At 54.4% G+C, this 25,494-nt stretch carries 24 protein-coding genes; 20 read left to right on the top strand and 4 right to left on the bottom strand.

Annotated elements, in window-relative coordinates; genetic code table 11:
- Positions 1 to 38: 38 nt before the first annotated feature.
- Genes EDF78_RS16930 through EDF78_RS16920 form a run of 3 tightly spaced genes read left to right on the top strand, consistent with a single transcriptional unit; the run spans position 39 to position 2,726 of the window.
- Positions 39 to 290, top strand: coding sequence for a phage shock protein PspD (locus EDF78_RS16930; protein WP_095921560.1), 252 nt, complete (start codon positions 39 to 41; stop codon positions 288 to 290).
- A complete protein-coding gene (locus EDF78_RS16925) occupies positions 265 to 1,662 on the top strand; it encodes a YcjX family protein (protein ID WP_133823539.1) in 1,398 nt (465 codons plus the stop codon). The genes EDF78_RS16930 and EDF78_RS16925 overlap by 26 nt, the downstream gene beginning before the upstream one ends.
- A complete protein-coding gene (locus EDF78_RS16920) occupies positions 1,659 to 2,726 on the top strand; it encodes a YcjF family protein (RefSeq protein WP_133823538.1) in 1,068 nt (355 codons plus the stop codon). The genes EDF78_RS16925 and EDF78_RS16920 overlap by 4 nt, the downstream gene beginning before the upstream one ends.
- Before the next feature lie 114 nt (positions 2,727 to 2,840).
- Here the strand turns inward: EDF78_RS16920 and EDF78_RS16915 are convergent, their stop codons facing one another.
- Positions 2,841 to 3,032: a hypothetical protein gene (locus EDF78_RS16915; RefSeq protein ID WP_013576041.1), complete on the bottom strand. Its 192-nt coding sequence runs from the start codon at positions 3,030 to 3,032 to the stop codon at positions 2,841 to 2,843.
- Between the two features lie 424 nt (positions 3,033 to 3,456).
- Here EDF78_RS16915 and EDF78_RS16910 point away from each other — a divergent pair, with 424 nt between their 5' ends.
- The 3 genes from EDF78_RS16910 to hemB all read left to right on the top strand — a co-directional run bounded on the left by EDF78_RS16910 (position 3,457) and on the right by hemB (position 8,020).
- A complete protein-coding gene (locus EDF78_RS16910) occupies positions 3,457 to 4,743 on the top strand; it encodes an HlyD family secretion protein (protein WP_133823537.1) in 1,287 nt (428 codons plus the stop codon).
- Entirely contained in the window at positions 4,730 to 6,829 is a 2,100-nt protein-coding gene (locus EDF78_RS16905) for a peptidase domain-containing ABC transporter (RefSeq protein ID WP_095921568.1), read from the top strand. The genes EDF78_RS16910 and EDF78_RS16905 overlap by 14 nt, the downstream gene beginning before the upstream one ends.
- Before the next feature lie 216 nt (positions 6,830 to 7,045).
- On the top strand, positions 7,046 to 8,020 hold the full coding sequence (gene hemB, locus EDF78_RS16900) for a porphobilinogen synthase (protein WP_119826220.1): 975 nt from the start codon (positions 7,046 to 7,048) through the stop codon (positions 8,018 to 8,020).
- Between the two features lie 113 nt (positions 8,021 to 8,133).
- Here hemB and EDF78_RS16895 read toward each other — a convergent pair whose 3' ends face one another.
- Positions 8,134 to 8,349, bottom strand: a complete 216-nt coding sequence (locus EDF78_RS16895; protein WP_133823536.1) for a YgdI/YgdR family lipoprotein — start codon at positions 8,347 to 8,349, stop codon at positions 8,134 to 8,136.
- 407 nt (positions 8,350 to 8,756) lie between these two features.
- On the opposite strand from EDF78_RS16895, the gene EDF78_RS16890 reads away from it, so the two are divergent.
- The 6 genes from EDF78_RS16890 to opgB all read left to right on the top strand — a co-directional run bounded on the left by EDF78_RS16890 (position 8,757) and on the right by opgB (position 16,527).
- A complete protein-coding gene (locus EDF78_RS16890) occupies positions 8,757 to 9,881 on the top strand; it encodes a branched-chain amino acid ABC transporter substrate-binding protein (protein ID WP_095921571.1) in 1,125 nt (374 codons plus the stop codon).
- Positions 9,882 to 9,967: 86 nt separating this feature from the next.
- Positions 9,968 to 10,882, top strand: a complete 915-nt coding sequence (locus tag EDF78_RS16885; RefSeq protein WP_095921572.1) for a branched-chain amino acid ABC transporter permease LivH — start codon at positions 9,968 to 9,970, stop codon at positions 10,880 to 10,882.
- A 10-nt stretch (positions 10,883 to 10,892) separates the two neighbouring features.
- On the top strand, positions 10,893 to 12,182 hold the full coding sequence (gene livM / locus EDF78_RS16880; protein ID WP_119826214.1) for a high-affinity branched-chain amino acid ABC transporter permease LivM: 1,290 nt from the start codon (positions 10,893 to 10,895) through the stop codon (positions 12,180 to 12,182).
- The gene (locus EDF78_RS16875) at positions 12,179 to 13,072 is read left to right on the top strand and encodes an ATP-binding cassette domain-containing protein (protein WP_119826212.1); all 894 of its coding nucleotides are present in this window, start codon (positions 12,179 to 12,181) and stop codon (positions 13,070 to 13,072) included. The genes livM and EDF78_RS16875 overlap by 4 nt, the downstream gene beginning before the upstream one ends.
- The gene (locus EDF78_RS16870) at positions 13,069 to 13,785 is read left to right on the top strand and encodes an ABC transporter ATP-binding protein (protein ID WP_095921575.1); all 717 of its coding nucleotides are present in this window, start codon (positions 13,069 to 13,071) and stop codon (positions 13,783 to 13,785) included. Before EDF78_RS16875 ends, EDF78_RS16870 begins: the two co-directional genes overlap by 4 nt.
- Before the next feature lie 435 nt (positions 13,786 to 14,220).
- A complete protein-coding gene (opgB, locus tag EDF78_RS16865) occupies positions 14,221 to 16,527 on the top strand; it encodes a phosphatidylglycerol--membrane-oligosaccharide glycerophosphotransferase (RefSeq protein ID WP_131693443.1) in 2,307 nt (768 codons plus the stop codon).
- Positions 16,528 to 16,698: 171 nt separating this feature from the next.
- Here opgB and EDF78_RS16860 read toward each other — a convergent pair whose 3' ends face one another.
- Positions 16,699 to 17,106, bottom strand: a complete 408-nt coding sequence (locus tag EDF78_RS16860; RefSeq protein ID WP_095921577.1) for a hypothetical protein — start codon at positions 17,104 to 17,106, stop codon at positions 16,699 to 16,701.
- 158 nt (positions 17,107 to 17,264) lie between these two features.
- On the opposite strand from EDF78_RS16860, the gene EDF78_RS16855 reads away from it, so the two are divergent.
- The 4 genes from EDF78_RS16855 to EDF78_RS16840 all read left to right on the top strand — a co-directional run bounded on the left by EDF78_RS16855 (position 17,265) and on the right by EDF78_RS16840 (position 20,895).
- Positions 17,265 to 18,071 (top strand): helix-turn-helix transcriptional regulator, encoded by an 807-nt coding sequence (locus tag EDF78_RS16855; RefSeq protein WP_133823558.1) that lies wholly within the window; start codon positions 17,265 to 17,267, stop codon positions 18,069 to 18,071.
- A 180-nt stretch (positions 18,072 to 18,251) separates the two neighbouring features.
- Positions 18,252 to 19,094, top strand: coding sequence for a MetQ/NlpA family lipoprotein (locus EDF78_RS16850; RefSeq protein ID WP_133823535.1), 843 nt, complete (start codon positions 18,252 to 18,254; stop codon positions 19,092 to 19,094).
- Between the two features lie 9 nt (positions 19,095 to 19,103).
- Positions 19,104 to 20,258 (top strand): methionine ABC transporter ATP-binding protein, encoded by a 1,155-nt coding sequence (locus EDF78_RS16845; protein WP_131693441.1) that lies wholly within the window; start codon positions 19,104 to 19,106, stop codon positions 20,256 to 20,258.
- Positions 20,239 to 20,895, top strand: coding sequence for a methionine ABC transporter permease (locus EDF78_RS16840; RefSeq protein WP_095921580.1), 657 nt, complete (start codon positions 20,239 to 20,241; stop codon positions 20,893 to 20,895). The genes EDF78_RS16845 and EDF78_RS16840 overlap by 20 nt, the downstream gene beginning before the upstream one ends.
- A 41-nt stretch (positions 20,896 to 20,936) precedes the next feature.
- On the opposite strand, the gene EDF78_RS16835 is transcribed toward EDF78_RS16840, so the two are convergent.
- Positions 20,937 to 22,250, bottom strand: coding sequence for an FAD-binding oxidoreductase (locus EDF78_RS16835; RefSeq protein ID WP_133823534.1), 1,314 nt, complete (start codon positions 22,248 to 22,250; stop codon positions 20,937 to 20,939).
- Positions 22,251 to 22,576: 326 nt separating this feature from the next.
- Here EDF78_RS16835 and EDF78_RS16830 point away from each other — a divergent pair, with 326 nt between their 5' ends.
- From EDF78_RS16830 to EDF78_RS16815, 4 genes are all read left to right on the top strand, one after another.
- Entirely contained in the window at positions 22,577 to 22,729 is a 153-nt protein-coding gene (locus tag EDF78_RS16830; RefSeq protein ID WP_095921582.1) for a Hok/Gef family protein, read from the top strand.
- A gap of 207 nt (positions 22,730 to 22,936) precedes the next feature.
- On the top strand, positions 22,937 to 23,125 hold the full coding sequence (locus tag EDF78_RS16825; protein ID WP_095921583.1) for a hypothetical protein: 189 nt from the start codon (positions 22,937 to 22,939) through the stop codon (positions 23,123 to 23,125).
- Positions 23,118 to 23,930: a helix-turn-helix transcriptional regulator gene (locus tag EDF78_RS16820; RefSeq protein WP_133823533.1), complete on the top strand. Its 813-nt coding sequence runs from the start codon at positions 23,118 to 23,120 to the stop codon at positions 23,928 to 23,930. The genes EDF78_RS16825 and EDF78_RS16820 overlap by 8 nt, the downstream gene beginning before the upstream one ends.
- Positions 23,931 to 24,029: 99 nt before the next feature.
- A complete protein-coding gene (locus tag EDF78_RS16815) occupies positions 24,030 to 25,445 on the top strand; it encodes an NAD-dependent succinate-semialdehyde dehydrogenase (RefSeq protein ID WP_133823532.1) in 1,416 nt (471 codons plus the stop codon).
- Positions 25,446 to 25,494 lie beyond the last annotated feature (49 nt).

Raw genomic sequence — 25,494 nt, 5'->3', positions numbered from 1 at the left:
TGCCATTTTCCCTTTCACGTCCCGCTTAAGGAATCACTATGACCCGTTATCTGAATTCCTCGCTGCCGGGTAAGCGCAGCCTGTTTTCGAAAATTTTCAGCGTGGCGATCACGCTGGCGCTGACCTTTGGTCCTGCCGGGCTGGCGGCGCGAGTGCTGGGCGTGGTGGGAAAAGGGCCACTGCGGTATGTTTTAGCACTATTATTAGAACCGTTATTCAAACGTATTCTGACCGCGCTGTTTGGGCGCTACGCCAGGGAGAGCAATGAAAAGACTACAAAACGAGTTTAATTCACTGATCAATCGCGGCATGGATCGCCATCTGCGGCTGGCCGTCACCGGTTTAAGCCGCAGCGGAAAAACCGCCTTCATCACCGCCTTCGTTAACCAGCTTTTACATATGCACAGCGGCGCACGCTTACCGCTGTTTTCGGCTGCCCGCGAGGAGCGTCTGCTCGGTGTAAAACGCGTTCCCCAACGTGATCTGGGCGTGTCGCGATTTGCCTACGACGAAGGGCTGGCATCGCTTTATGGCACGCCGCCCGCGTGGCCGACGCCGACCCGTGGCGTCAGCGAAATCCGTCTGGCACTGCGTTACCGCTCTAAAGATTCCCTGCTGAGTCACTTCAAAGACACCTCCACGTTATATCTGGAGATCGTCGATTATCCCGGCGAATGGCTGCTGGATTTGCCCATGCTGGAGCAAAATTATCTCGACTGGTCCCGCCAGATGGCGGGGCTGTTACAGGGCGATCGTGCAGAATGGGCGAAGCCGTGGCTGACGTTGTGCCAGCAATGTGATCCGCTGGCACCGGCGGATGAAAATCTGCTGGGCGCGATAGCGCAGGCGTACACCGACTATCTGGTGCGTTGCAAAACGGAAGGTTTACATTTTATCCAGCCGGGGCGTTTTGTTTTACCGGGCGACATGGCCGGTGCGCCTGCGCTGCAATTCTTCCCCTGGCCCGAACTGAACCGTTATTCCGATGCGCAACTGGCGCAGGCAGATAAAAACAGCAACCTCGGCATGCTGCGCGCCCGTTTCGACTACTACTGTCAGCACATCGTGAAGGGCTTTTATAAAGACCACTTTGTGAAATTTGACCGCCAGATTGTGCTGGTCGATTGCCTGCAACCGCTGAACAGCGGACCGCAGGCGTTCAACGATATGCGTCTGGCGCTGACTCAGCTGATGCAAAGCTTCCACTACGGCAAGCGCACGCTGTTCCGTCGTCTGTTTAATCCGTGTATCGACAAACTGATGTTTGCCGCCACCAAAGCCGACCACATTACCGGCGATCAGCACGCTAATCTGGTGTCGCTGTTACAGCAACTGGTGCAGGAAGCCTGGCAGAATGCGGCGTTCGAAGGCATCAGCATGGACTGCGCCGGTCTGGCCTCGGTGCAGGCGACGGAAACCGGCATGGTGGAATATCAGGGGCAAACGTTGCCCGCGCTGAAAGGCCACCGTTTGCAGGATGGCGCGCCGCTGACCGTATTCCCCGGCGAAGTGCCTGCACGCCTGCCGGGACATGCGTTCTGGCAGAAACAGGGTTTCCATTTTGACGAGTTTCGTCCGCGTGAAATGAGCGTGGACACCCCGTTGCCGCACATCCGTCTGGATGCGGTGATGGAGTTTTTACTGGGAGATAAAATGCGATGAGCGAACCGATTAAACCGCGTATCGATTTTGAAACAGAATTAAAGGCCCCGGTCGATCCGGTGATCAAACCGGCGCTGGCGTTTGACGAGCAAATGTCAGAACGTTTTATTCCGGTTTCCGTTGAAACGGATGAACAGCAGGAAGAGGGCGAGGCCGAAGCAGTGCTCAACCGCGCATTGAAACCACGCCGCAGTTTATGGGGAAAAGTGGTGCGTCTGGGCGTGGCGGTGCTGGGGATCAGCGTCGTGGCGCAGGGCGTGCAATGGGTACACGACGCGTGGATCCAGCAGGACTGGGTGGCGCTCGGTGCCTGTACCGCCGGCGGGTTGATTATCATCGCCGGTGTCGGTTCCGTCGCGACGGAGTGGCGGCGTTTGTACCGTCTGCGTCAGCGTGCTGACGAGCGTGACACGGCACGGGACTTACTGCACAGCCACGGTTTGGGGCAGGGGCGGGCGTTTTGCGAAAAACTGGCGGCGCAGGCCGGGCTGGATAACAGTCATCCGGCATTGCAACGCTGGCAGGCATCGCTGCATGAAACGCAAAATGACCGCGAAGTGGTCGAACTCTACGCCCGTCTGGTTCAGCCGGTGCTCGATGCGCAGGCGCGTCGGGAAATCAGCCATTCCGCTGCCGAATCGGCACTGATGATCGCCGTCAGCCCGCTGGCGCTGGTGGACATGGCGTTTATCGCCTGGCGCAACCTGCGTCTGGTGAACCGTATCGCCGTGCTGTACGGCATCGAACTCGGCTATTACAGCCGCATCCGCCTGTTCCGTCTGGTGCTGCTGAACATGGCCTTCGCCGGTGCGTCCGAACTGGTGCGCGAAGTGGGCATGGACTGGATGTCGCAGGATCTGGCCGCGCGTCTGTCTGCCCGTGCGGCACAGGGTATCGGTGCCGGTCTGCTGACCGCACGTCTGGGCATCAAAACCATGGAACTTTGCCGTCCGCTGCCGTGGCTGGAAGGGGATAAACCGAAACTCGGTGATTTTCGCCGCGAGCTAATCGGCAAGCTGAAAAACAGCATGGTGAAGAGTGATAAAACCAGGTCAGGCGTTTAATGATCCGCTGATGGAAAAATAATACAAAAAAGCCCCCGCGTGAGCAGGGGCTTATATTACTCTGACTGAGTTGCTTATAAATAAACTTTCTATAAAACGAAAGCCGTTTATAAACTAGGTTGTCAGATAGTTCTGTGCTTTAGCAAGACCATCGGAAATTTGTGAATACGCCTTGTTCACCGCATTACTGGTGTCACTTACCGCGTCCTGACCAAAGTTTGATAGGCGATCGGCAACTTTATTCACATCTTCCGACCAACCCGCACCATTAACCATTTCAATATCATGTTCTGTTAATTGTTTCATCTTAGGCCTTCCTTTTAATCTGTTAAAGCAAGTCCCCTTAAATACCGGGGGCGATGAAAACATTGAGTAAGTCTATGGAGATAATTTCTACGCAATGTCTTCACAGGGATTAAGCCTAGAGCACTGCGGAATGAATTTGACTAGGAATAATCTCCTAAGTGGAATTTTAAATATAACCCTCTGTTTTAAATAATCATTAATCCTTAAGAAAACAGAATGATTAATTTTACGGGCAAAAAATAATCATCATGAGGTGAGGGTTTTTAATTGTGATTCCGGATGTAAACTAATATGACAGCGCAGCCGTAACTGAACACAAATAAGGGTTTTTTCTGTTTCAGAGTAATCGCGGTGGCAGAGGGAGTGCGGGCTGCTATCTTTCAAAGATTCTGTTTTTCAGCCTGTTTTTCCGGACTTATAAAATATGCTCTTTCGTAAAGAGGTGAATGAACATCAGCAAAGCCACTGGGCGGGTAGGGCGTTATTACTCGCGGGCTGGCCTTTATGGATCGTGACCTCGCTGACCGCTCTTTTCCTGTTCGCCTTACTGATTTTCCTGATCTTTGCTAACTATACCCGCCGCATTAATGTCAGCGGTGAAATAATCACCCAGCCGCACAGCATCAATTTGTTCAGCCCTGAGCAAGGGGTGGTGACGAAATTGTACGTGGAAACGGGCAAGCCGGTAAAAAAAGGCCAGCCGCTGTATGAAATCGATGTCAGCCGGGTAACACAGGCCGGGAACGTCAGCACCACCACACTGGCCGCCATCAAAAAACAACGCGAGCAAATCGATTCCATCGTGGCGCAGCTGGAGCATAACAAGCAGGAAACGCTGCAAAATCTGCAACAGCAACTCGACCAGTATCAGAAGGCGCATGAGGTTTCGCAAAGTATGGTGGATTCCGCGCAGGAAGGGCTGGATGCCATGAAGAAAAGCATGCAGAACTATGGCGCATATCAGAAGAAAGGGCTGATCAATACCGACCAGCTGAATAATCAGCGTTACCTGTTTTATCAGCAGCAAACCTCATTCCAGAGCCTGAATACGCAGGCGATTCAGGAAGCGTTGCAGATCACTAATCTGCGCAGCGAACTGGTCACCCGCGCGGCGGAGTTCGATAACCAGATTTCGCAGTACGGCTACCAGCGTAATGACCTCGAGCGTCAACTGGCGCAGGCCGATGCCAGAGGTTCATTGCTGATCACCGCGCCGACCTCCGGCAAAATCTCCTCGCTGAGCGTCACCCCCGGACAGATGGTTAACGCCGGTGACAGTCTGGCGCAACTGGTTCCGGCCAGTAATTCTCCGTTCTTTCTGGTGGCCTGGCTGCCGAACGAAAGTGTGCCTTACGTGAAATCGGGCGAGCACATTAATATTCGCTATGAAGCCTATCCGTTTGAAAAATATGGTCAGTTCCCCGGCAAGGTGGAATCGATTTCTTCCGCACCGGTTTCTGAGCAGGAGCTGAATTCCTACGCCAGCGCACCGCGCACCGCCAACGGCACGGTCAGCGGCCCCTATTACAAAGTGATTGTGTCACTGGATAAAAAAGCCATGGACTGGCACGGCGAGACGCTGAATTTATCCAGCGGCATGAAAGCCGAATCGACATTATTCCTGGAGAAAAGGCCGCTGTATCAGTGGATGTTGTCTCCGTATTACAGCATGAAGAAAAGCGTGGTGGGGCCAATCAATGAATCTCGATAACGTACGGGAGCTGGCTGACCGCCTGCACTTTAGCTGGCGCCACCGGGTGCCACAGATTATCCAAACCGAAGCCGCCGAATGCGGGCTGGCGAGTCTGGCGATGGTATTCGGCTATCACGGCAAACATGTCGATTTGCAGAGTCTGCGCCAGCGCTACGGCATCTCCTCACGCGGCGCGACGCTGCGCACCCTGATGGATATCGCCACGGCCAATGAGATGAAATCCCGCGCCCTGAAGCTGGATATCGACGAGCTGAACGCGCTGAAAACGCCGTGCATTTTGCACTGGGATCTCAATCATTTTGTGGTACTGGTCGGAGTAAAGCAGGGCAAAGTCATCATTCACGATCCGGCCTTTGGCCGCCGGTCGCTGGGTATGCGCGAAGTGTCCGAGCACTTCACCGGCGTGGCATTGGAGCTGTGGCCGGACAACGGTTTCACCTCAGAAAAACCGCGTGTCAGGTTGGATCTGCGCAAAATGATGGGCAACGTCAGCGGGTTGATCCCGGCGCTGACCAAAATCTTCTGCCTGTCGCTGATGATCGAATCGGTCAACCTGCTGCTGCCGGTCGGCATGCAACTGGTGATGGACCACGTGATCCCGGCGAAAGACCCGGATTTACTGACCCTGATTTGCCTCGGTCTGCTGTTCTTCATCATTTTCCGTACCGGCGTCAGTATGCTGCGCGCCTGGACGTCGCTGGTGATGAGTACGCTGATTGACGTGCAGTGGAAGGCGCGTCTGTTCGACCATCTGATGAAACTGCCGCTCGATTATTTTGAGAAACGCAAACTGGGCGATATTCAGTCGCGTTTTACCTCGCTCGATACACTGCGCACCACGCTGACCACCAACGTGGTGAACAGCATTATCGACGGCATTATGTCGGTCGGACTGATCGTGATGATGGTGTTATACGGTGGCTGGCTGATTTGGGTGATCCTCGGATTTACGGCGATTTATGTCGTGTTCCGTCTGACCACTTATAACGCTTACCGGCAGGTTTCCGAGGAGCAGATCGTTAAAGGCGCCCGCGCCGGTTCGCACTTTATGGAAACGCTGTACGGCATCAGCACGCTGAAAGCGCTCGGGTTGTCGAAAGCCCGCGCTAATTTCTGGCTCAATCTGAACATTGATAACGCCAATGCGACGGTGCGCAAAACCAAGTTCGAGATGATGTTCACCGGCGGTAACACGCTGATCGCCACCCTCGATCAGGTGGCGTTGTTGTGGCTAGGGGCGACGCAGGTCATTGACGGCCATATGACCCTCGGGATGTTCGTGGCCTTCAACACCTATCGCGGGCAGTTCTCCGAACGCGCAGCCAATCTGCTGAATATGGTGTTGCAGCTGCGGATGCTTTCCCTGCACCGCGACCGTATCGCGGATATCGCGCTGACCGACACCGAAAAATCGTTACCGGAGCGTGAGTTACTGCGGGCGGGCGAGGCGGCGTCGCTGGAAGTGCGGGATCTGGTGTTTCAGTATGACAGCCTTTCCGCGCCGCTGATTAACGGCCTGAATCTGTCGGTGGCGGCGGGGGAAAGTGTGGCGATCACCGGGCCGTCGGGGCAGGGTAAAACCACGCTGATGAAAATTATGACCGGTTTGCTGACCCCCACTGAAGGCCGCATTCTGATCAACGGCATGGATATCACTACCGCCGGACTGAACAATTACCGCAGTTGCATCGCCTGTGTGTTACAGGATGATACGTTGTTCGCCGGATCTATCGCCGAGAACATTGCCAGTTTCGACGAACAGAAAGATGAAGCGCGTATTATCGACTGCGCGCGCCGTTGCAACATCCACGACGATATCGAACGCATGCCGATGGGCTATGAAACGCTGATCAGCGAACTGGGCGGCAGCCTGTCCGGCGGTCAGAAACAGCGTTTGCTGATCGCCCGCGCACTGTATCGCCGTCCGGCCATTTTATTCCTCGACGAGGCCACCAGCCATCTCGATCTGGATAACGAAATGCGCATTAATCAGGCCATCAGCGAACTGGATATTACGCGGATATTTATCGCGCACCGGCCATCCACGATTGCCTCAGCAGATCGCGAGATCAAACTCGGTTAACTCCTTCCTTCAGGCCATCCCAACCGGTGGGATCGCCTGAGATAAAATGCGGCCTCTGTTACATCTCCTCACGGAAAGTTCATCATTTGTTTAAAAGTTATTATAAAATGCGGGCTTCATCGTCTGACGGCGCTGCATTGCCTCCTGCCGTCTGAACTGTCTGCGCTCCTGTTTCTCAAAAATATCAGCGCAACAGATTAATTTTTAGGAGTTTTCATGTCGAATCAGTTCCCGAGCTCACGCCTTCGCCGCCTGAGACAGTCCGAATCCCTGCGCACTCTTTTTCAGGAAACTGAATTTAGCGTCAATGATCTGGTACTGCCGATTTTCGTAGAAGAAGAGACCTCTGAATACGTACCCATCGAAGCCATGCCCGGTGTGCTGCGCATCCCTGAATCCCGTCTGGCGTTTGAAATCGAACGCTATGCCCGCGCCGGTATCCGCTCGGTGATGACCTTCGGTATTTCGCATCACATGGATGCCACCGGCAGCGACACCTGGAACGAAAACGGTCTGGTCGCGCGTATGGCGCGTATCTGTAAAGACACCGTGCCTGAAATGATCGTCATGTCCGACACCTGTTTCTGCGAATACACCTCACACGGCCATTGCGGCGTGCTGCATGATCACGGCGTGGATAACGACGCGACGCTGATCAACCTCGGCAAACAGGCTGTGGTTGCGGCGGCGGCGGGCGCAGATTTCATCGCACCTTCTGCGGCGCAGGACGGTCAGGTACAGGCGATCCGCAGTGCGCTGGATGAAGCCGGTTTTATTGATACCTCGATCATGGCGTATTCCACCAAGTTCGCGTCATCCCTGTACGGACCTTTCCGTGAAGCGGGCGGCAGCGTGCTGAAAGGCAACCGCAAGCAATATCAGATGAACCCGATGAACCGCCGCGAAGCCGTGCGTGAATCGTTGCTCGACGAGCAGGAAGGCGCCGATGCGCTGATGGTCAAACCGGCTGGCGCGTATCTGGATGTGATCCGCGATATCCGCGAAGCCTCCCGCCTGCCACTGGCGGCCTATCAGGTCAGCGGTGAATACGCAATGATCAAGTTCGCGGCACAAGCCGGTGCTATCGATGAACGCGCCGTGGTGCGTGAAAGCCTGGGCGCGATTAAACGTGCGGGCGCAGACATTATCCTGACGTACTTTGCGATGGATATCGCTGAAAACGGGCTGTGATCCCCTTCGTCCTTCAAGCCACCTTGCTGCGACCCGAATGATTTTGGGGTTGAGAACAGTGTTCTAAAAATACAAAACCGGGCAATTGCCCGGTTTTTATTTGCCCGTAAAGGCTACTTCTTCACAATGCCCGCAATATCATTGGTATTCATCAGATGATAATCGCCGTTCATGTCGGTGTAGCTGGTCATGCCGGTATCGCGGTCACGATCGGGTTCGCCGTGGGCGAAAAACTGGTCACCGGATTTGGTGTTGATCACGTAATCACCAGCACAGCCGGTCAATGTCAGCGCCAGAACCGCAGCCGTCAGGCAGGATAATTTCTTCATTGTTCAGTCGTTTCCCTTTGCAATCATCTGCCCGCATTACAAAACAACCCGCCGTAAGAAGCAAAGAATAAAAATGTCACTAAGCGTAATAGTGCGTGGTAACACGAAAATGTGCACCAGTGCGGTGCGATGTGATCCCGTCGTTGTTTCTGTCAGTTGCCCGTAACGCTCGCCTGCCGCTATCTATACTCACATAACCCGTAACATTCTCAGAGGTTCCGTAACACTGGCAGATATTTTGCTTACGTCCTGTACCGCAGAAATTTCTTACCTTTGATGTTTTTACCTTCGGAGAACTTGCGGGAAGGCCTCCGTCCGTTGCTGGTGCGTTAAATTTCAGATTGCTGCTTCAGATGTGTCTTTTTAGTTCCGGTTTACCCTCAAACTCAGTGCTAAGGATCATGATGATGTCGATGAAATTTATGAAAAGTCCTCTTTCTCTTTTGCTGGCAGGTTGTCTGGTCACCGCCTTTTCCGCGCGTGCGGATATTGTGATTGGCGTGGCTGGCCCGTTCACCGGCCCGAACGCCACCTATGGCGATCAGTACTGGCATGGCGCCACACAGGCAGCGGAAGACATTAATGCCGCTGGCGGAATCAACGGCGAGAAAATCAAACTGGTGCAGGGCGATGACGCCTGCGAACCAAAACAGGCAGTCGCTGTGGCTAACCGGCTGGTCGATCAGGATAAAGTGCAGGCGGTGGTCGGGCATTTCTGCTCCTCTTCCACCATGCCTGCGTCTGAGGTGTACAACGACGCCGGAATTATTGCCATCACACCGGGATCGACCAACCCGCAAATTACCGAACGCGGCATGAGCGACATGTTCCGTATGTGCGGACGTGACGACCAGCAGGGGCAGGTTGCCAGTGATTACATCATCGATAAGCTGAAAGCCAAAAAAGTGGTCATCATCCATGACAAGGACACTTACGGGCAGGGGCTGGCGGATGCCACCAAAGCGGCGCTCAACAAGCGTGGCGTGAAAGAAGTGATGTATGAAGGTCTGTCGCGTGGCGAAAAAGACTTTAACGCGCTGGTCACTAAAATCAGCGCGCAGAAACCGGATGTGGTGTTCTTCGGCGGCTGTCATCCGGAAGCCGGTCCGCTGGTGCGCCAGATGCGCGAGCAGGGCGTCCAGGCCACATTCTTCTCCGGTGACTGCATCGTGAACGAAGAAATGGTGACTGCCGCAGGCGGTCCGCAATACACCAACGGCATTCTGATGACCTTCGGCAAAGACCCGCGTCTGATCCCGGAAGGCAAAGCGGTAATCGATAAATTCCGCGCCAGCAAGTTCGAGCCGGAAGGCTACACCTTGTATTCCTATGCGTCAGTTCAGGCCATTGCGGCGGCGTTCAAAGCCACCGGCGGCAGCGATTCCGCCAAAGCCAGTGAATGGCTGAAAGCCAACAGTGTCGATACCGTCATGGGCAAAAAAGCCTGGGACAGCAAAGGCGATCTGAAAGTCTCGGATTACGTGGTCTATAAGTGGGATGACAAAGGCAAATATCAGGAAGTGAAAGAATAAAGGATAAAGCACTCTTATTTGCCATTTTGAACCCGTGTCAGACCGCGCCTTAGCCAGGCGCGGTCACAAAACGAGACTGCGTATTTATGGATTCATTCTTTCTGCAACAGTTGTTTAATGGCATCACGCTGGGCGCTGTTTACGGGTTGATCGCCATCGGCTATACGATGGTTTATGGCATTATCGGCATGATCAACTTCGCGCATGGCGAAGTGTATATGATTTCGGCCTACCTCTGTGCCATCGGGCTGGCGCTGCTCTCCTTCTTCGGCTTGCACTCTTTTCCGCTGCTGATCCTCGGCACGCTGGTGTTTACCATCGTGGTGACCGGGGTGTACGGCTGGGCGATTGAACGCATTGCCTATAAACCGCTGCGAAATTCCACACGCCTCGCGCCGCTGATTTCCGCCATCGGTATGTCGCTTATTCTGCAAAACTACGCACAAATCAGTCAGGGACCACGACAACAGGGCATTCCGACCATGCTGGATGGGGCATTCCGTTTCCATATCGGCGAGAGTTTTGTACAGATGACCTACACCAAAATTTTCATTCTGGTGGCTTCGCTGGTGGGGATGCTGGTCCTGTCATGGATTATCAGTCACACCAGACTCGGGCGGATGTGTCGTGCGGTGCAGCAGGACAGAAAGATGGCCTCGATCCTCGGCATTAACACTGACCGCATTATCTCGCTGGTCTTTATGATTGGCGCGGCGATGGCCGGGCTGGCCGGGGTTCTGGTGACCATGAACTACGGCACCTTCGATTTTTACGCCGGTTTCATCATCGGCATCAAAGCCTTTACGGCGGCGGTTCTCGGCGGCATCGGGTCGTTACCGGGCGCAATGCTCGGCGGGCTGATTCTGGGCATCGCGGAAGCGCAATTCTCGGGCATGGTGAATTCCGATTACAAAGACGTGTTCTCTTTTGGATTGCTGGTGGTGATCCTCATTTTCCGCCCTCAGGGCCTGCTGGGCCGTCCGGTCGTGACGAAAGTGTGAGGGGAAAAAAATGACGACACAAACTGCTGTAAACAGCGGCTTTTCACTGAAACGCTGTGTGCTGGATGCTGTTTTTGCCGGGCTGGTGGCGCTGATTATTTTCGGGCCGGTGGTCGGCGTGGTGCTTGATGGCTACAGCTTTAACTTTCACACGCAGCGGCTGGTATGGATTATCGCCGCGGTGATGGTGGGGCGTTTTCTGCTCAGTGCCTTTTTAGAAACGGCGAAGGGACAGAAAATGCGGGCGCGTTTCGAATCGGACAGCGCAGGCGTGTATGTCCGGCCACCGGATCACAAAAGCAATTTGCGCTGGATTATCCCGCTGCTGCTGGTGCTGGCGATTTTCTTCCCGTTCGTCGCCACCAAATACATTCTGACCGTCGCGATACTGGGGCTGATTTATGTGCTGCTCGGACTCGGCCTGAATATCGTGGTCGGTCTGGCCGGTTTGCTCGATCTGGGGTACGTGGCGTTCTACGCCATCGGGGCTTACGGGCTGGCGCTCGGGTATCAGTATCTCGGCCTCGGCTTCTGGTCGATGCTGCCGCTGGCGGCGGTGATGGCGGCGCTGGCCGGGGCTTTGCTCGGTTTCCCTGTGCTGCGCATGCACGGCGATTATCTGGCGATTGTGACCCTCGGTTTCGGGGAGATCATCCGTCTGGTGCTGACCAACTGGCTGTCGTTCACCGGCGGCCCTAACGGAGTGTCCGCGCCGCCGCCGACCTTTTTCGGGCTGGAATTCGGCAGGCGGGCAAAAGAGGGCGGCGTACCTTTTCACGAGTTTTTCCACCTCACCTATAACCCGAATATGAAGTTTATCTTCATCTACGCCGTGCTGGTTCTGGTGGTGTTGCTGGTGCTGTTTATTAAACACCGCCTGACCCGTATGCCGATCGGGCGGGCGTGGGAAGCACTGCGGGAAGACGAAATTGCCTGTCGCGCGATGGGGCTGAATCATGTGCTGGTCAAACTGTCGGCATTCACCCTCGGGGCCTCTACCGCCGGTATTGCGGGCGTGTTTTTCGCCACCTATCAGGGATTCGTGAATCCGACTTCTTTTACCTTTTTTGAATCCGCGCTGATCCTGGCGATTGTGGTGCTGGGCGGCATGGGCTCGACCATCGGCGTGGTGCTGGCAGCGTTTGTGCTGACCGTGGCACCGGAACTGTTGCGCAGCTTTGCTGAATACCGCGTCCTGCTGTTTGGCGTCCTGATGGTGGTGATGATGATCTGGCGACCACGCGGGTTGATCCGCATCAGCCGCAGCGGGTTTACCGTGCGTAAGGGAGTCGCACCATGAGCGAAGCAATTGCGGATAACACTATCCTGAGCGTGGAACATTTGCGTATGCATTTTGGCGGCATTAAGGCGCTGAACGATGTGAACCTGGCGGTGAAACGCGGGTCGATCACCGCGCTGATCGGCCCGAACGGTGCCGGAAAAACCACCGTCTTCAACTGCCTGACCGGATTTTATAAAGCGTCCGGCGGCAATATCTTGCTGAATACGCGCCGTCGCACCACCAATGTGATTCAGATCCTCGGGCAGAAATTCCAGCCGGATGACTGGGTTAAACCGGCACAACTGGGCAAACGGATTTTCTACAAAATGTTCGGCGGCACCCATCTGGTTAACCGCGCCGGACTGGCACGCACTTTCCAGAATATCCGGCTGTTTCGCGAAATGTCGGTGATTGAAAACCTGCTGGTGGCGCAACACATGCAGACCAACCGTAATCTGATTGCCGGCGTGCTCAATACGCCGGGCTATCGCCGTGCCGAAAATCAGGCACTGGACCGGGCATTTTACTGGCTTGAAGTGGTGGAGCTGGTGGACTGCGCCAACCGGCTGGCGGGGGAAATGTCGTACGGCCAGCAGCGCCGTCTGGAGATTGCCCGCGCGATGTGTACCGCGCCGGAAATGATCTGCCTCGATGAACCAGCCGCCGGACTGAATCCGGTAGAAACCCGCACGCTGAGCAAAATTATCCGCTTCCTGCGCGATCATCACGACATCACCGTGCTGCTGATTGAACATGATATGGGCATGGTGATGGAGATTTCGGATCATATTATCGTGCTTGATCACGGCGATGTGATTGCCGAAGGGGGGCCGCAGGCGATTCAGAACGATGAGAAAGTCATTGCCGCGTATCTCGGTGCTGATGAAGACGAAGAGGTCAGCTTATGAGTGACGCCATGCTGGAATTTCGTGATGTGAATGTGTATTACGGCGCGATCCAGGCGCTGCAACAGGTGTCTTTGCAGGTGAACCAGGGGGAAACCGTGGCGCTGATTGGTGCGAACGGTGCCGGAAAATCGACGCTGCTGATGTCGATATTTGGACAGCCCCGCCTGCACAGCGGGCAGATCCTGTTTCGCGGCGAGGATATCAGCCGTAAATCGACGCACTTTGTGGCCTCGGCAGGCATTGCACAGTCGCCGGAAGGGCGGCGTGTTTTCCCGGATATGACCGTGGAAGAAAACCTGCTGATGGGCACCATTCCCGTCGGCAACAAATACGCTGCGGAAGATCTGCAAACCATGTTTGATTTGTTCCCGCGTCTGAAAGAACGCCGTAAACAACGGGCGATGACCATGTCCGGCGGTGAGCAGCAAATGCTGGCGATTGCCCGCGCGCTGATGAGCCGTCCGAAACTGTTACTGCTCGATGAACCCAGTCTCGGGCTGGCACCGATTATCGTTAAACAGATATTCCAGACGCTGCGTGAACTTGCCAAAAGCGGCATGACCATTTTTCTGGTCGAGCAAAATGCCCATCATGCGCTGAAGCTGTCTGATCGCGGCTATGTGATGGTCAACGGACAGATCCGGCTGAGTGGTTCCGGGGAAGAACTTTTACATAATCAGGAAGTCCGCAAGGCCTACTTAGGCGGGATCTGATCCCCTGCCGCCTTGCTGCAACTGCCATTAATTTGGCGGGGGCAGCGGGTGGCACCTGAAAGGAATTATTCTGAATTTCATCATTTCCGATCTCCCTCCACATTTCTCCCACAGTATTCAGCTATCATGCATTTCTTACAGAAAGGTGACTATAAAGTTAAATTTCTGAGTTATCATGCGAAATTAGCCGTCAATAATTTGTAAAATGTCAGTTTTATAGGGCAAATCAGTGACCTGAATCAGGGTTAGGACGTTGACCCTCACAGGTTCAACAGGCTATATAGCGCTATCCGTTTTTGGCATGAATTTTCCTGTCTCAAGGATGAAGTGAATGACTAACGGGTCATTCGCTCGATGAGTTGAACCGTCGGCGCTGCTCTCAAAACAGCAGAATTGGGTCGTTGAGTTTATTGTTTAATCAGACAGGGTGCTGAAATGGCTTCTGAGATATTTTCTTTTGTTTTATTTCTTTCCTCTATTTTTTTATACGTCACCCGGGCGTCGGCCAGCCGTGTCTGGTTTTCGCTGGTGCTGTTTTTCCTCGGGCTATACGTCATCCTCAACGTCATCCTGATTGGCAGCAATTACTTCACCGGTGAAGGTATCACTGATGCGGTGTTATATACCGTCACCAGCAGCCTGAAAGGCGCGGGGCTGAACAAATACATCTTACCGTTCATCGGCTTACTGGCCGGACTTATCGCCGTCTTCACCTTGCTGGCGTGGTGCCTCAGACAACGTCGCGCGAAGAACAGCAGCGTGGTGTACAGCGTACTGGCGGTGGTGCTGGCGGTCTTCTCGGTGGGATCCACGCAGGCATTCCAGAACATTTCCCGTCTGGTGAAAACGCAAATCACCGGCAACGGCGCAGATTTCGATACCTATTACAAAGTGCCGGAAAAAATTATTAAAGGCGCGAAAAAACCGAATCTGGTTTATATCTATGGCGAAAGTCTGGAGCGCACTTATTTTGACGATAAAGTATTTCCGGGGCTGACCACGGAATTAAGCCGTCATAAAGCGCAAAGCACCGATTTCACCAATACCAAACAGCTGCCGGGCACCGGTTATACCATCGCAGGTATGGTGGCTTCGCAGTGTGGGATCCCGCTGTTTGCGCCGTTTGATGGCAATGCCTCCAGCGCACTGGCGACCTTCTACCCTGAAAACGTTTGTCTTGGCGATGTGCTCAAAGGCGCAGGCTACACCAACTACTTCTATCAGGGCGCAGAGCTGGCGTTTGCCGGTAAAGGCACCTTCCTGAAATCCCATGGTTTTGACCATCTTTATGGCTACAACGAATTGCGTCCGACCGTCGCGGATCCGTCATACAAAAATGACTGGGGCTGGTATGACGATACCCTGCTGGATGAGGTGTACAAAAAATTCGTGACGCTGAGTCAGGAAGGCAAACCATTCTCACTGTTCACGCTGACCGTCGATACCCATCATCCGGACGGCTTTATTTCGCGCGGTTGTACCCGCAAGGAATATAAAGTGAACGGAAAAGCCAATCAGTCGCTGAGTGCGGTTTCCTGTAGTCAGGAACTGATTGCCGCGTTTATCGATAAGATTAAAAAGTCCGGTTATTTTGATAACACCATCATTGTGGTGTCATCCGATCATCTGGCGATGAACAACACGGCTTACAGCATTCTGACCAAAGAAAACCGCAAAGACCTGTTCTTCGTGCTCGATGGGCGTCATCCGGTCGGCGATCAGAATGGCGCGAAACGCAGCACGCTGGATAACGGCGCGACGGTGCTGGATATGATGGGCGGCGATAACTACATCGGTCTGGGCCGCAGTGGTGTGTCTGCAACCTCCATGACCGCACAGTTCCTGAATATCGATGACAAAGTGAATGCCTGGAAACCGGCGGTCATCAAACAGTGGGGCTTCCCGAACAGCATTAATCATTACGCGGTGAACACCAAAGACAACACGTTCACGTTCTCCGGCATGACCATCAAAACGCCGTTCATCCTGAAAGTCACGGCAGACAAAATCGAACCGATGTTTGATGTCTATCTGTCCACGCCGCTGAAAAAACAGCTGGCCGGACTGGCCACCAGCGATAACTTTGTCTGGGTGGATAAATGCTACGAAATGGGGCGCGTCTGGGCGCCGGAACTGTCGCTCAATACCGGCCTGTGTGTGGCGTCCGGCAATCTGGGCGCGAAACCGACCATCGTGCAGGTCACCGGCGATACGTTCAAAGGTAAAGTGGACTTCGCTAAGGACACCTCAGGCAGCAATGCGATTTATCAGCAAACCCTGAAAACCCTGAACATTGACGATTCCGCCACAACGTATCAGTCGAAAGCTATCGCCTTTATGGTGCCGGGATTGCCGGAACAGGTGAAAGCCATCACCGGGGTTTCCGCTGTTGAAAACTGGGGACGCTGGTCTGATGCCAATCTGGCGCCGTCGGTGCAAATTGACTATGTCAAACCGCTGCCAGCCACCTTTGACGTGGTGATCCGCGCCCGCGCTTACGGCAACAATATCGATAAACCGGTGTCTGTCCGCGTCGGTGATCAGGAGCAGTTTGTCACCTTTGGCGACAAAGACGGCATCGTAAAAGTGCAGTTCACCAACCCCGGTGCGGCGCAGAGCATTGTGATCACGCCACCGGAACCGACCGAGCCGACCGAAGGCACCAGCGGTGGCTTCCAGCCACGCAAACTGGGCATCGGTATGGTGTCTCTCGAGGTTCAGCCGGTGGATCCGCAGTCATAATCCGCCGTCCGCCAGAAACGCAAAAACCCGCTCCGGCGGGTTTTTTTATGGCCGTTAACGCTGACTTTACCTGATGAATGGCCGGGTGGACTTTTCACCATACTGACTGATATTCTGCTAATGAGAATCACTCTCAAAAAAACTGGTCAGGCATCTGACTTTTCTGCCAGCTCACTGCGGGGATACATGACAATCAGTCAGGATCTTTTGCGCCAGCGCAAGGGCTTCATTTTCGTCGGCGACAATCAGCATCGGATAGCCCCAGAATTTCTCGTACGTGCGGGCAAAGCTTTCTGCGGCCATACGGTTGTCGGTATCCGGTTCAATATAAATACTGCCTTTTACCCGCTCGCGCAGGGCATGGCGGTTCTTCTTGCGCCAAAGCACAATCGCCTGCATTTCCTCCTGCGATTGCTCATGGCGCTCGCTGCCCAGACCTTCATCGTTAATAAAGACGAACGGCTGGTTGCGGTCAAGCAGGGCATCAAAATCGGCGAACGGCGACTGATTCGCGGCATGAACCGACGTGGCATTAAACTGCACCCTGACGATGGGAAATTGCCCGGCATTAATAAGCATGATGAGGCTCCTGTAGGTAAGAACGGGCGGCGCAGCATGCATTGCCCGCAAAGACCATCACCTTATCTGACCCGCTGGCAGGGCGTCATTGCACAGAATCGCCAGACTGTTGTTCAATCCGGCCACACTGCCGCGTCACGCCGGGAGAGGGGGTTATGATGTCGGTGTCGCTGACCGCCACGTCGCTCAGTCAACCTTCCGGCACGTTTGATGTCGATAATGTGCCGCGGCCCGTCGTGTTGCTGAACGCCACAGTGGCGTCAGAAAACTGGGAATATGCCCGACACAGCCATCGCCGGGCACAGCTTTTTTATACGCTGCGCGGCATCCTCAATTGTGAAGTCGATCAGGGGACATGGATTGTGCCGCCGCAATGCGCGGTGTGGATCCCCGGCAATCTGCCACATTCGGCGCGCGGTACGGGCGAAACCGAATGCTACTGCCTGTTTATCGAACCGGGTACGGCAGTGGATTTGCCGCAGGAATGCTGCACGATTGCCGTCTCGCCCTTACTGCGTGAACTGATGCTCAAAGCGACCCAATTTCCCGAACTGTATGCGGAACAGGGGCGCGAAGGGCGGCTGATCGCCACGCTGCTCGATGAAATTTCTGCCGCGCCGGTTGAAGGGTTACACCTGCCAATGCCGCAGGATGCGCGGTTACGACGCCTGAGCGCGCTGCTGCTGGCGAACCCGTCAGATAAAATTCTGCTGCGGGACTGGGCGACGCAGATTGGCATGAGCGAGCGCAACATGAGCCGCTTGCTGATGCAGGAAATCGGCATGAGCTTTGGCCAGTGGCGCCGGCAGTTGCATGTGATTTTGTCGCTTCAGCGGTTGTCGCAGGGGGAAAGCGTGCAGACCGTCGGGCTGGATCTCGGATACGAAAATGCCAGCGGCTTTGTCACTATGTTCCGCAAAACGGTCGGAAAACCGCCCGCCAGATACCTCGCCGAACGCCAGTAAACCCCGCCCATGTGCCTTAGCATTTTTATCGATTTGCTATGCCATTTCAGTTATTCATTTCCGAAATAACTATCATTAAAACAATATTATAAAGAAATATTCCGATGGGTATACTCGCCAAATTCCTGCACGGAAACACAGCCCTGTGCAGGCCTCTCATCATACTTTTGGGGATACGCAATGCGCACGAAATTGACTAAAACTAAGACCCGCCTTAACCGCGCTTTTTTACTGGCTGCAACGTCTGCGGTGCTGATTTTCGGCAGCGTGCTGGCACCGCTGAGTGCCGCGCAGGCCGCCGATAAAACCACCATCAAGGTCGGCATTATCAGCGGTGAGGATGAAGATGTCTGGCGCGAAGTGGTTAAACAGGCCGCAGCAAAAGGTCTGACCGTAAAACCGGTGGTTTTCAACGATTACAATCAGCCCAACGAAGCGCTGCAAAACGGGGAAGTGGATGCCAATGCCTTCCAGCATCAGCCTTTCCTTGATAATCAGATCAAAGTGAATCACTACGATATCGTGCGCGTCGGGGATACCGCCGTCTGGCCGATTGGTCTGTACTCCAAAAAAGTGAAAACTGCCGACGAACTGAAAGAGGGCGCGGTGATTGGCGTGCCCAACGATCCGGCGAATGAAGCACGCGGCCTGATCCTGCTTCAGCAATCCGGTGTGATTAAACTGAAGCCGGGTGCCGGTATTTTCGCTACCACGGCAGATATCACCGAAAACCCGCGCCACGTCACCATCAAAGAACTGGATTCCGGCATTATCGGTCGCTCCGTGCCGGATCTGGATGCCGCGATTGTGAACACCGACTGGGCGCTGAAAAGTGGCCTGACGCCTGCCGATCGCATTGCGCAGGAACCGGTTAAAGACAATCCGTATAACAACTTTATCGCGGTGAAAACCGAAAATGTGCATGCGCCGTGGGTGAAGACACTGGTCAGTTCTTACCAGAATGATGCCGTCAAACAGGTGTTTGATAAGGTCTATAAAGGCACTGGCGTTTCCGCCTGGTAAGGATTCAGCATGACGACCCTCTCTGAAACCGGCGCGCATTTCACGGCGACGCCTTCAGAAACCGCCCATGCCCGCCCGGCTGACGCCGGGCAGTTTGCAGCGGAAAGCCTGAAGCCGAACCGCGGGGAGGCGCATGACGTCGTCCGTCTCGACCGCGTCAGCCGCCAGTTTGGCACCACGCAGGCGCTGAAAGATGTCTCACTGACCGTCCGGCGGGGCGAAATCGTGGGCATTATCGGTCGCAGCGGCGCAGGTAAATCTACCCTGATCCGCTGTCTCAACGGACTGGAACAGCCGGACAGCGGAGTGATTGAAATCGAAGGCCGCGCGATCACCGGTCTGAACGAGAAAGCTTTGCAGTCGGTGCGCAGCCGCGTCGGCATGGTGTTCCAGCATTTCAATTTGCTGGCGGCCAAAACGGTTGAACAGAACGTGGCGCTGCCCCTGAAAATCGCCGGGTATGACAAGGCCCGGCGGCAGACACGGGTGGCAGAATTGCTGGCGCTGGTCGGGCTGGCAGACAAGGCGAAAAATTACCCGGCGGCACTCTCCGGCGGCCAGAAACAGCGCGTCGGAATTGCCCGCGCACTGGCGGCGAATCCTGCCCTTTTACTTTGTGACGAAGCCACATCCGCGCTGGATCCTGAAACCACCCGTTCAATTCTTTCGCTCCTGCAATCGCTTAATCAGACACTCGGCATCACCATTTTGCTGATCACTCATGAGATGGAAGTGATCAAAAAAATTGCGCATCGCGTGGCCGTGATCAATGACGGTGAAATTATCGAAGAAGGGCCAGTGTGGCAGGTGTTTGCTCATCCGCAATCACCGCTGACCCGTACGTTGTTGCAGGGATTACTGCCGCAGTTGCCGGAAGCACTGGCAGAACGTCTGTCACCGGTGCGAAAAGGCGAGGCGATTTACAGCGTGCAATATGCGGAGCAGGGCAGGCAGGGGGAAATCCTCACGCTGATGGCTATCGCGTTGCCGGGAAAATTCCGTCTGATCCAGGGCGGGGTGGACCATATCCAGCATTATGCCGTGGTTCGTTTCTTCTTCTCAGTGCCGGTACAGGATGCCGCCGCTGAGCAGGCCGTTTTACACTGGCTGCAACAGCACCAGGCCACCGTGGAGCTGACAGGTTATGTCTCCGGTCATGATTGATTTACTGATTAACGCTGTCGAAGACACCTTGCTGATGACGGCGATTTCCGGCCTGTTTTCCCTGATTGCTGGTTTGCCGCTGGGGCTTATCCTGGTGATGAGCAGTCCGGGCGGCATTGCTGAAAACCGCTGGGTGAACCGCTCGCTTGGGCTGGTGATCAACGGTTTCCGTTCGCTGCCTTTTATTATTTTACTGGTGGCGCTGATCCCGGTGACCCGTTTTCTGGTGGGCACGTCGCTGGGCACCTGGGCGGCCATTGTTCCGCTGTCCATTACCGCCACACCTTATTTTGCGCGGGTGGCGGAGGTGTCGTTGCGGGATGTTGATCGCGGACTGATCGACGCCGTGCGGGCGATGGGAGCCAGTAAGCTGCGCATTGTCTGGGACGTTCTGATCCCGGAAGCCTTGCCGGGCATTCTTTCCGGATTTGTGGTCACGCTGGTGGCACTGATTGGCGCTTCCGCCATGGCGGGCGCTATCGGCGCGGGCGGGCTGGGCGATCTGGCGATCCGTTACGGGTATCAGCGTTTCGAGACGGTCGTGATGATTGAGGTGATCGTGGTGCTGATTGTGATGGTGTGCGGTATTCAGTGGCTGGGCGATCGCATCGTGGCGCGGGTCGATAAACGGCATTAAAAAAGCCGGTTGTCATGACGACGACCGGCTTTGTACATCTCTCAGAGTTCGCTGCGGGAACGCCACCGTTCCCGCGCCATAAAGCCTTTCACTCCGGCATCCAGGAACGGGCGCGGCGGCAGATAACTGGCGCGCCCGATCCCCTGCATATCCGCCAGCAACGGATTATCTTCATTCAGGGCATGTTCTGCCAGCAGACGCCCGAATGCGCTCTGTTTTGAACTGCCTGAACCGTTACATCCCGCAGACGAATAGACATTGTCGGCAATTTTCCCCCATACCGGCGCGCCGTTGCGCGTGATACTGATCAGCCCCGACCAGGTATACGCCATGTTCACGTCCTGCAACTGCGGGTAAATGCGCGCAAACAACCGCTGATGTCTGTGCGCATGGCGGCCGGTTTCAACGGCACCGGTCACCAGCCCCGGTGTAAAGTTGACGTGTTCGCGGATCAGGAAGCGGTGGTCAGAGGTATAGCGCAGCGTCGCGCCCGCCAGCGCATTGACGGGTGTTGACCCCCACGGCGCAATATCGCCGATCAGCGCGCGCTGTTCCGGCGTCAGGGGTTCGGTCAGGGTGGCGAATGTCGACATGGCAAACACGTTGCCTTTGAACAGCGGCAGACCGCGCGCGGCACCATTGATCGCCAGCATCAGCTTACCGGCGCGCACTTCGCCATGTGGCGTTTGCGCCCGGATCGTGCCCTGCGTATCAATCTGTAAGGCCGGAGAATTGGCGTATACCGTGACATTCGGCGGCAAGGTGTCCGCCAGTCCGCTGATCAGCGCCGCCGGATTGACCAGAATACAGTTGGGCGTATACACCGCGCTGCGGTAAAAACTTGTGCCCAGCCGCTGCCTGAGCGCGGCTCTGTCCAGCAGTTCGAAGTGCTCGCCGAGAGTGGTAAGCTCCTGCTGATAATGCGCGATTTCACCGTCAAACTGCTCGCTCACCGCGCAGTGATATTTCCCCGAATTCAGCCAGTCACATTCAATGTGATGGCGGTCGACGGTGTGTTTCAGATGACTCAATCCGTACTGCAACAGGCGGCGATACGCATTGGCATGCTCCAGCTCCGCCGATGTGCTGCCCACGGTGTGCGGCAAATCAATCACAAAACCCGAATTTCGTGCCGATGCGTTATCCGCCACATCCAGCGCTTCGAGCACAACAATGTGCTGGTGAGGGCGAAGTTCCGCAATACGGCGGGCAAACGCCAGTCCGGCAAATCCGGCGCCAATCACCAGCCAGTCGGCGGTGACCGGGCCACGCAAGGCCGGGTAACGACGTGTCTCATCCCGCAGCGCGGCCCAGCCATTAATATTCTGATCAAGAGGTAGGTGTTTAATTTTCATCGTGGCATCAGGCAGTTATCCCAGGTGGTTCAATCCTAAGTGATAGCCGTATAGATGTCTAATGCCGATTAGAGAAAAGGATAATACGGGAACGTGTAAGCGGGTGAAAATTAGGACAAAGTGAACAATAAAACATCGTAATACAGAGAGGGAAGGCTGGTAGAATGCGCGCGGGTGCTTGAGGCTTGTCTGGCTTGAGCAGTGTTGTTCGAGGCATATAAGACGAAAGCCCCGGGGAAATTTTTTCAATCTACCCGAGGCTATCACTTCATACCTAGACAGCATGAGGATAGCCTCTTAAAAGCAGAAATGCAACGGAGGGCAAGATGTCGCGAAAGCTTGTGTTACATGGCCTCATCGTGATTTGTTTCACGCTTTTGGCCTGGACCTGGATGGTACGGGATTCGCTTTGCGAATTGCATATCAAACAGGGCATGACAGAAATTGCGGCAGTCTTAAGCTACGAAATTAAGAGCTAACCGTAAGGTGGGGTTCGCCCCACCTTTTACGATGTTGCCAACGTATGTTGACCTCAGGCACCCGTTCTTTTCCTTTTTTCTCCTCATTCTGTCAAGACCACCAGAATGACCCCTTTTTTATTAGTCTCTCGGTGGTAAATGCCTGCTATAACTTACTACCGAACTGAGCGCGGACAACACGCAAACTCCACTAATCGCCGGCATTACTTGAGTGATGCGTTAATTCTTGGCTTCGATGCTTTCCATCTGGCGGAAATCCTGCTCACACAGCCGGTCCTTGAAATCCCAGGCGCGCGCCATTATCAGATGTATGACGTCCCGGAATACGTCGGTCAGGCGGTGGACCACCTCGAGCAGTTTTTCACGCATCATTTACAGGCAGACTATTATGGTTAAAAAAACCACTTCAGAGCAGCGTCGTGAACTCGGTGTTTTCTTAGTAAGCCGGCGCGCACGCCTTAATCCTCAGGACTTCGGCATGCAGCAGGGTACCCGCCGTACACCCGGTTTACGTCGTGAGGAAGTCGCCATCCTGGCTGGAGTCAGTGTGAGTTGGTATACCTGGCTTGAGCAGGGGAGAGAGATTAAACCTTCGGCAGATGCACTCCAGCGTATAGCAAAAGTTCTAAAACTTAACAGAATTGAATCATCCCATCTTTTTGCCCTTTCACCGCGCGAAGAGCCGGTACCCCATCCCCTCGCGGATGGTGTGAGTGATGGCCTGAAAAGTTTAGTGCGCGCTATCGATCCCATTCCGGCCTATGTGAGAAATGCCCGACTTGATATTCTCGCCTGGAATGATGCTATTGCTGATTTGTTCATCGATTATGGATCGCTGGAACCTCATGAGCGTAATACGTTGCGACTGCTGTTTCTATATCGTCCGTATCGCACGCAGATCCTGGATTGGGAGCAGATGGCACGAGGAATGATCTCCGTTTTCCGCGCGTCACGCGCCCATGCTCAGGACAAAAAGCCTTTTGACCATCTCATTGAAGAACTCTCTGAAAAAAGCCCGGAATTCAAGGAGTGGTGGCTGGATACGGAAGTGAAAGGCATGGGTGAGGGGAGCAAACGGCTTTTGCATCCCACTTCCGGACATATTGAATTTACCTATGTCGCACTCACGCCAGAGGGAAGACCCGACCTTTCTCTGGTGACCTATATTCCCCGGCACGTTGCCGGTGACTCCCGGTCATAGGATAACAAGACGCCTTCCAGGGATGATTCGACCTGCCTAAACTGAATTTTATCGAAGCACACAACGTGCTTCTCTTAAACCGTTTATGAGGCAAAAACTATGTCATCCCAACATGTCACACAGAATACGCTTTCTCCTGATGTCGCGACTTCACGTAATCCTGCGACGGACGAGTTGATCGCGACTTATGCATTTCAAACTGCTGACGAAGTAGAAGGCATGCTGGCGGATAATAACGCGGCTTTTCGCCTGTGGCGTGCTACTCCCATGCCGAAACGCGTAGAAGCTTATCGTCGTTTATCCGCGATTCTGCGCGAGCGCTCAGAAAATTTGGCAGGGATTATCACCGCTGAAATGGGGAAAACACTGGCAGCAGCCCGCGCAGAAGTTGAGAAGTGTGCAGCGACAATTGATTGGATTGCCAGCAATGGCCCGGCAATCCTCGCAGATGAACCTGTTTCTGTCGAAAATGACGATCAGGTACATGTCTCGTATCTGCCGGTTGGCTCAATTTTGGCCGTCATGCCCTGGAACTTCCCTTTATGGCAGGTCATTCGCGCTTCGGGCCCGATTATGCTGTCGGGTAACGGTTTTATCCTCAAGCATGCGCCCAATGTGATGGGCTCTGCCTATGCTTTGCAGGATGCTTATGAGAGCGCGGGCTTCCCTAAAGGTTTATTCGCCAATCTTATTGCTGATAACGAAACTGTTGCAAAAGTGATTGAGGATGATCGCATTGCCGCAGTGACATTGACGGGGAGTATGCGGGCGGGGTCTGCCGTATCGGCGATTGCAGGCAAAGCATTGAAAAAAAGCTTGCTTGAGCTAGGTGGTTCAGACGCATTTATTGTGCTGGCTGACGCCAATATTGATTTGGCTGTTACCGCGGGTGTTGAAGCGCGATTCCAAAATGCGGGCCAGGTGTGCTTAGCCGCGAAACGGTTTATTTTGGAAAAACCCATCGCGGAGGAATTCACACAAAAATTTATCGCGGCCGTCAGACTGTTGAAAGTTGGCGATCCGCTGGACCCGCAAAACAGAATCGGGCCAATGGCGCGAAAAGATTTGCGTGATGAATTACATCATCAAGTAGAACGAACTCTCGCAGCCGGCGCGACACGTCTTCTTGGGGGGAATAAAATTGCTGGCCCCGGCAACTTCTATGAGCCTACCGTATTGGGTGAAGTCGGTCCGGGAATGGCTGCATTTGATGAGGAAACCTTCGGCCCTGTTGCAACTATTACTGTCGCAGATGACGTCGAGCATGCCATTGAGCTGGCAAATACCAGCGATTACGGCTTAGGGGGCAACCTTTGGACCAGCGATGTTTCACGTGCCCAGCGAATCGCGAGACGCTTAGAAACAGGAGGCGTGTTTATCAACGGATTTTCTGCCACGAATGCACGTATCCCTGTTGGTGGTGTGAAAAAGAGCGGGTATGGTCGCGAGCTCTCCCACTTTGGCCTGCGCGAATTCACAAATGCTCAGGCAGTTTGGGCAAAGAAAGTTGACTAAGTGCGTTATCAGTACGTAAAAAAACGCAGTTGAATAAGCAGTAAAATGA

The organism is Rahnella sp. BIGb0236, from assembly GCF_004364755.1.
GTDB lineage: Bacteria > Pseudomonadota > Gammaproteobacteria > Enterobacterales > Enterobacteriaceae > Rahnella > Rahnella victoriana.
This window is presented reverse-complemented; position numbering and strand designations above follow the sequence as displayed.

Excerpts from the sequence above, each read along its gene's own strand:
- EDF78_RS16930 (WP_095921560.1), top strand. The coding sequence starts at position 39 with ATGACCCGTTATCTGAATTCCTCGCTGCCGGGTAAGCGCAGCCTGTTT.
- EDF78_RS16925 (WP_133823539.1), top strand. The coding sequence starts at position 265 with ATGAAAAGACTACAAAACGAGTTTAATTCACTGATCAATCGCGGCATG.
- EDF78_RS16920 (WP_133823538.1), top strand. The coding sequence starts at position 1,659 with ATGAGCGAACCGATTAAACCGCGTATCGATTTTGAAACAGAATTAAAG.
- EDF78_RS16915 (WP_013576041.1), bottom strand. The coding sequence starts at position 3,032 with ATGAAACAATTAACAGAACATGATATTGAAATGGTTAATGGTGCGGGT.
- EDF78_RS16910 (WP_133823537.1), top strand. The coding sequence starts at position 3,457 with ATGCTCTTTCGTAAAGAGGTGAATGAACATCAGCAAAGCCACTGGGCG.
- EDF78_RS16905 (WP_095921568.1), top strand. The coding sequence starts at position 4,730 with ATGAATCTCGATAACGTACGGGAGCTGGCTGACCGCCTGCACTTTAGC.
- hemB (WP_119826220.1), top strand. The coding sequence starts at position 7,046 with ATGTCGAATCAGTTCCCGAGCTCACGCCTTCGCCGCCTGAGACAGTCC.
- EDF78_RS16895 (WP_133823536.1), bottom strand. The coding sequence starts at position 8,349 with ATGAAGAAATTATCCTGCCTGACGGCTGCGGTTCTGGCGCTGACATTG.
- EDF78_RS16890 (WP_095921571.1), top strand. The coding sequence starts at position 8,757 with ATGTCGATGAAATTTATGAAAAGTCCTCTTTCTCTTTTGCTGGCAGGT.
- EDF78_RS16885 (WP_095921572.1), top strand. The coding sequence starts at position 9,968 with ATGGATTCATTCTTTCTGCAACAGTTGTTTAATGGCATCACGCTGGGC.
- livM (WP_119826214.1), top strand. The coding sequence starts at position 10,893 with ATGACGACACAAACTGCTGTAAACAGCGGCTTTTCACTGAAACGCTGT.
- EDF78_RS16875 (WP_119826212.1), top strand. The coding sequence starts at position 12,179 with ATGAGCGAAGCAATTGCGGATAACACTATCCTGAGCGTGGAACATTTG.
- EDF78_RS16870 (WP_095921575.1), top strand. The coding sequence starts at position 13,069 with ATGAGTGACGCCATGCTGGAATTTCGTGATGTGAATGTGTATTACGGC.
- opgB (WP_131693443.1), top strand. The coding sequence starts at position 14,221 with ATGGCTTCTGAGATATTTTCTTTTGTTTTATTTCTTTCCTCTATTTTT.
- EDF78_RS16860 (WP_095921577.1), bottom strand. The coding sequence starts at position 17,106 with ATGCTTATTAATGCCGGGCAATTTCCCATCGTCAGGGTGCAGTTTAAT.
- EDF78_RS16855 (WP_133823558.1), top strand. The coding sequence starts at position 17,265 with ATGTCGGTGTCGCTGACCGCCACGTCGCTCAGTCAACCTTCCGGCACG.
- EDF78_RS16850 (WP_133823535.1), top strand. The coding sequence starts at position 18,252 with ATGCGCACGAAATTGACTAAAACTAAGACCCGCCTTAACCGCGCTTTT.
- EDF78_RS16845 (WP_131693441.1), top strand. The coding sequence starts at position 19,104 with ATGACGACCCTCTCTGAAACCGGCGCGCATTTCACGGCGACGCCTTCA.
- EDF78_RS16840 (WP_095921580.1), top strand. The coding sequence starts at position 20,239 with ATGTCTCCGGTCATGATTGATTTACTGATTAACGCTGTCGAAGACACC.
- EDF78_RS16835 (WP_133823534.1), bottom strand. The coding sequence starts at position 22,250 with ATGAAAATTAAACACCTACCTCTTGATCAGAATATTAATGGCTGGGCC.
- EDF78_RS16830 (WP_095921582.1), top strand. The coding sequence starts at position 22,577 with ATGTCGCGAAAGCTTGTGTTACATGGCCTCATCGTGATTTGTTTCACG.
- EDF78_RS16820 (WP_133823533.1), top strand. The coding sequence starts at position 23,118 with ATGGTTAAAAAAACCACTTCAGAGCAGCGTCGTGAACTCGGTGTTTTC.
- EDF78_RS16815 (WP_133823532.1), top strand. The coding sequence starts at position 24,030 with ATGTCATCCCAACATGTCACACAGAATACGCTTTCTCCTGATGTCGCG.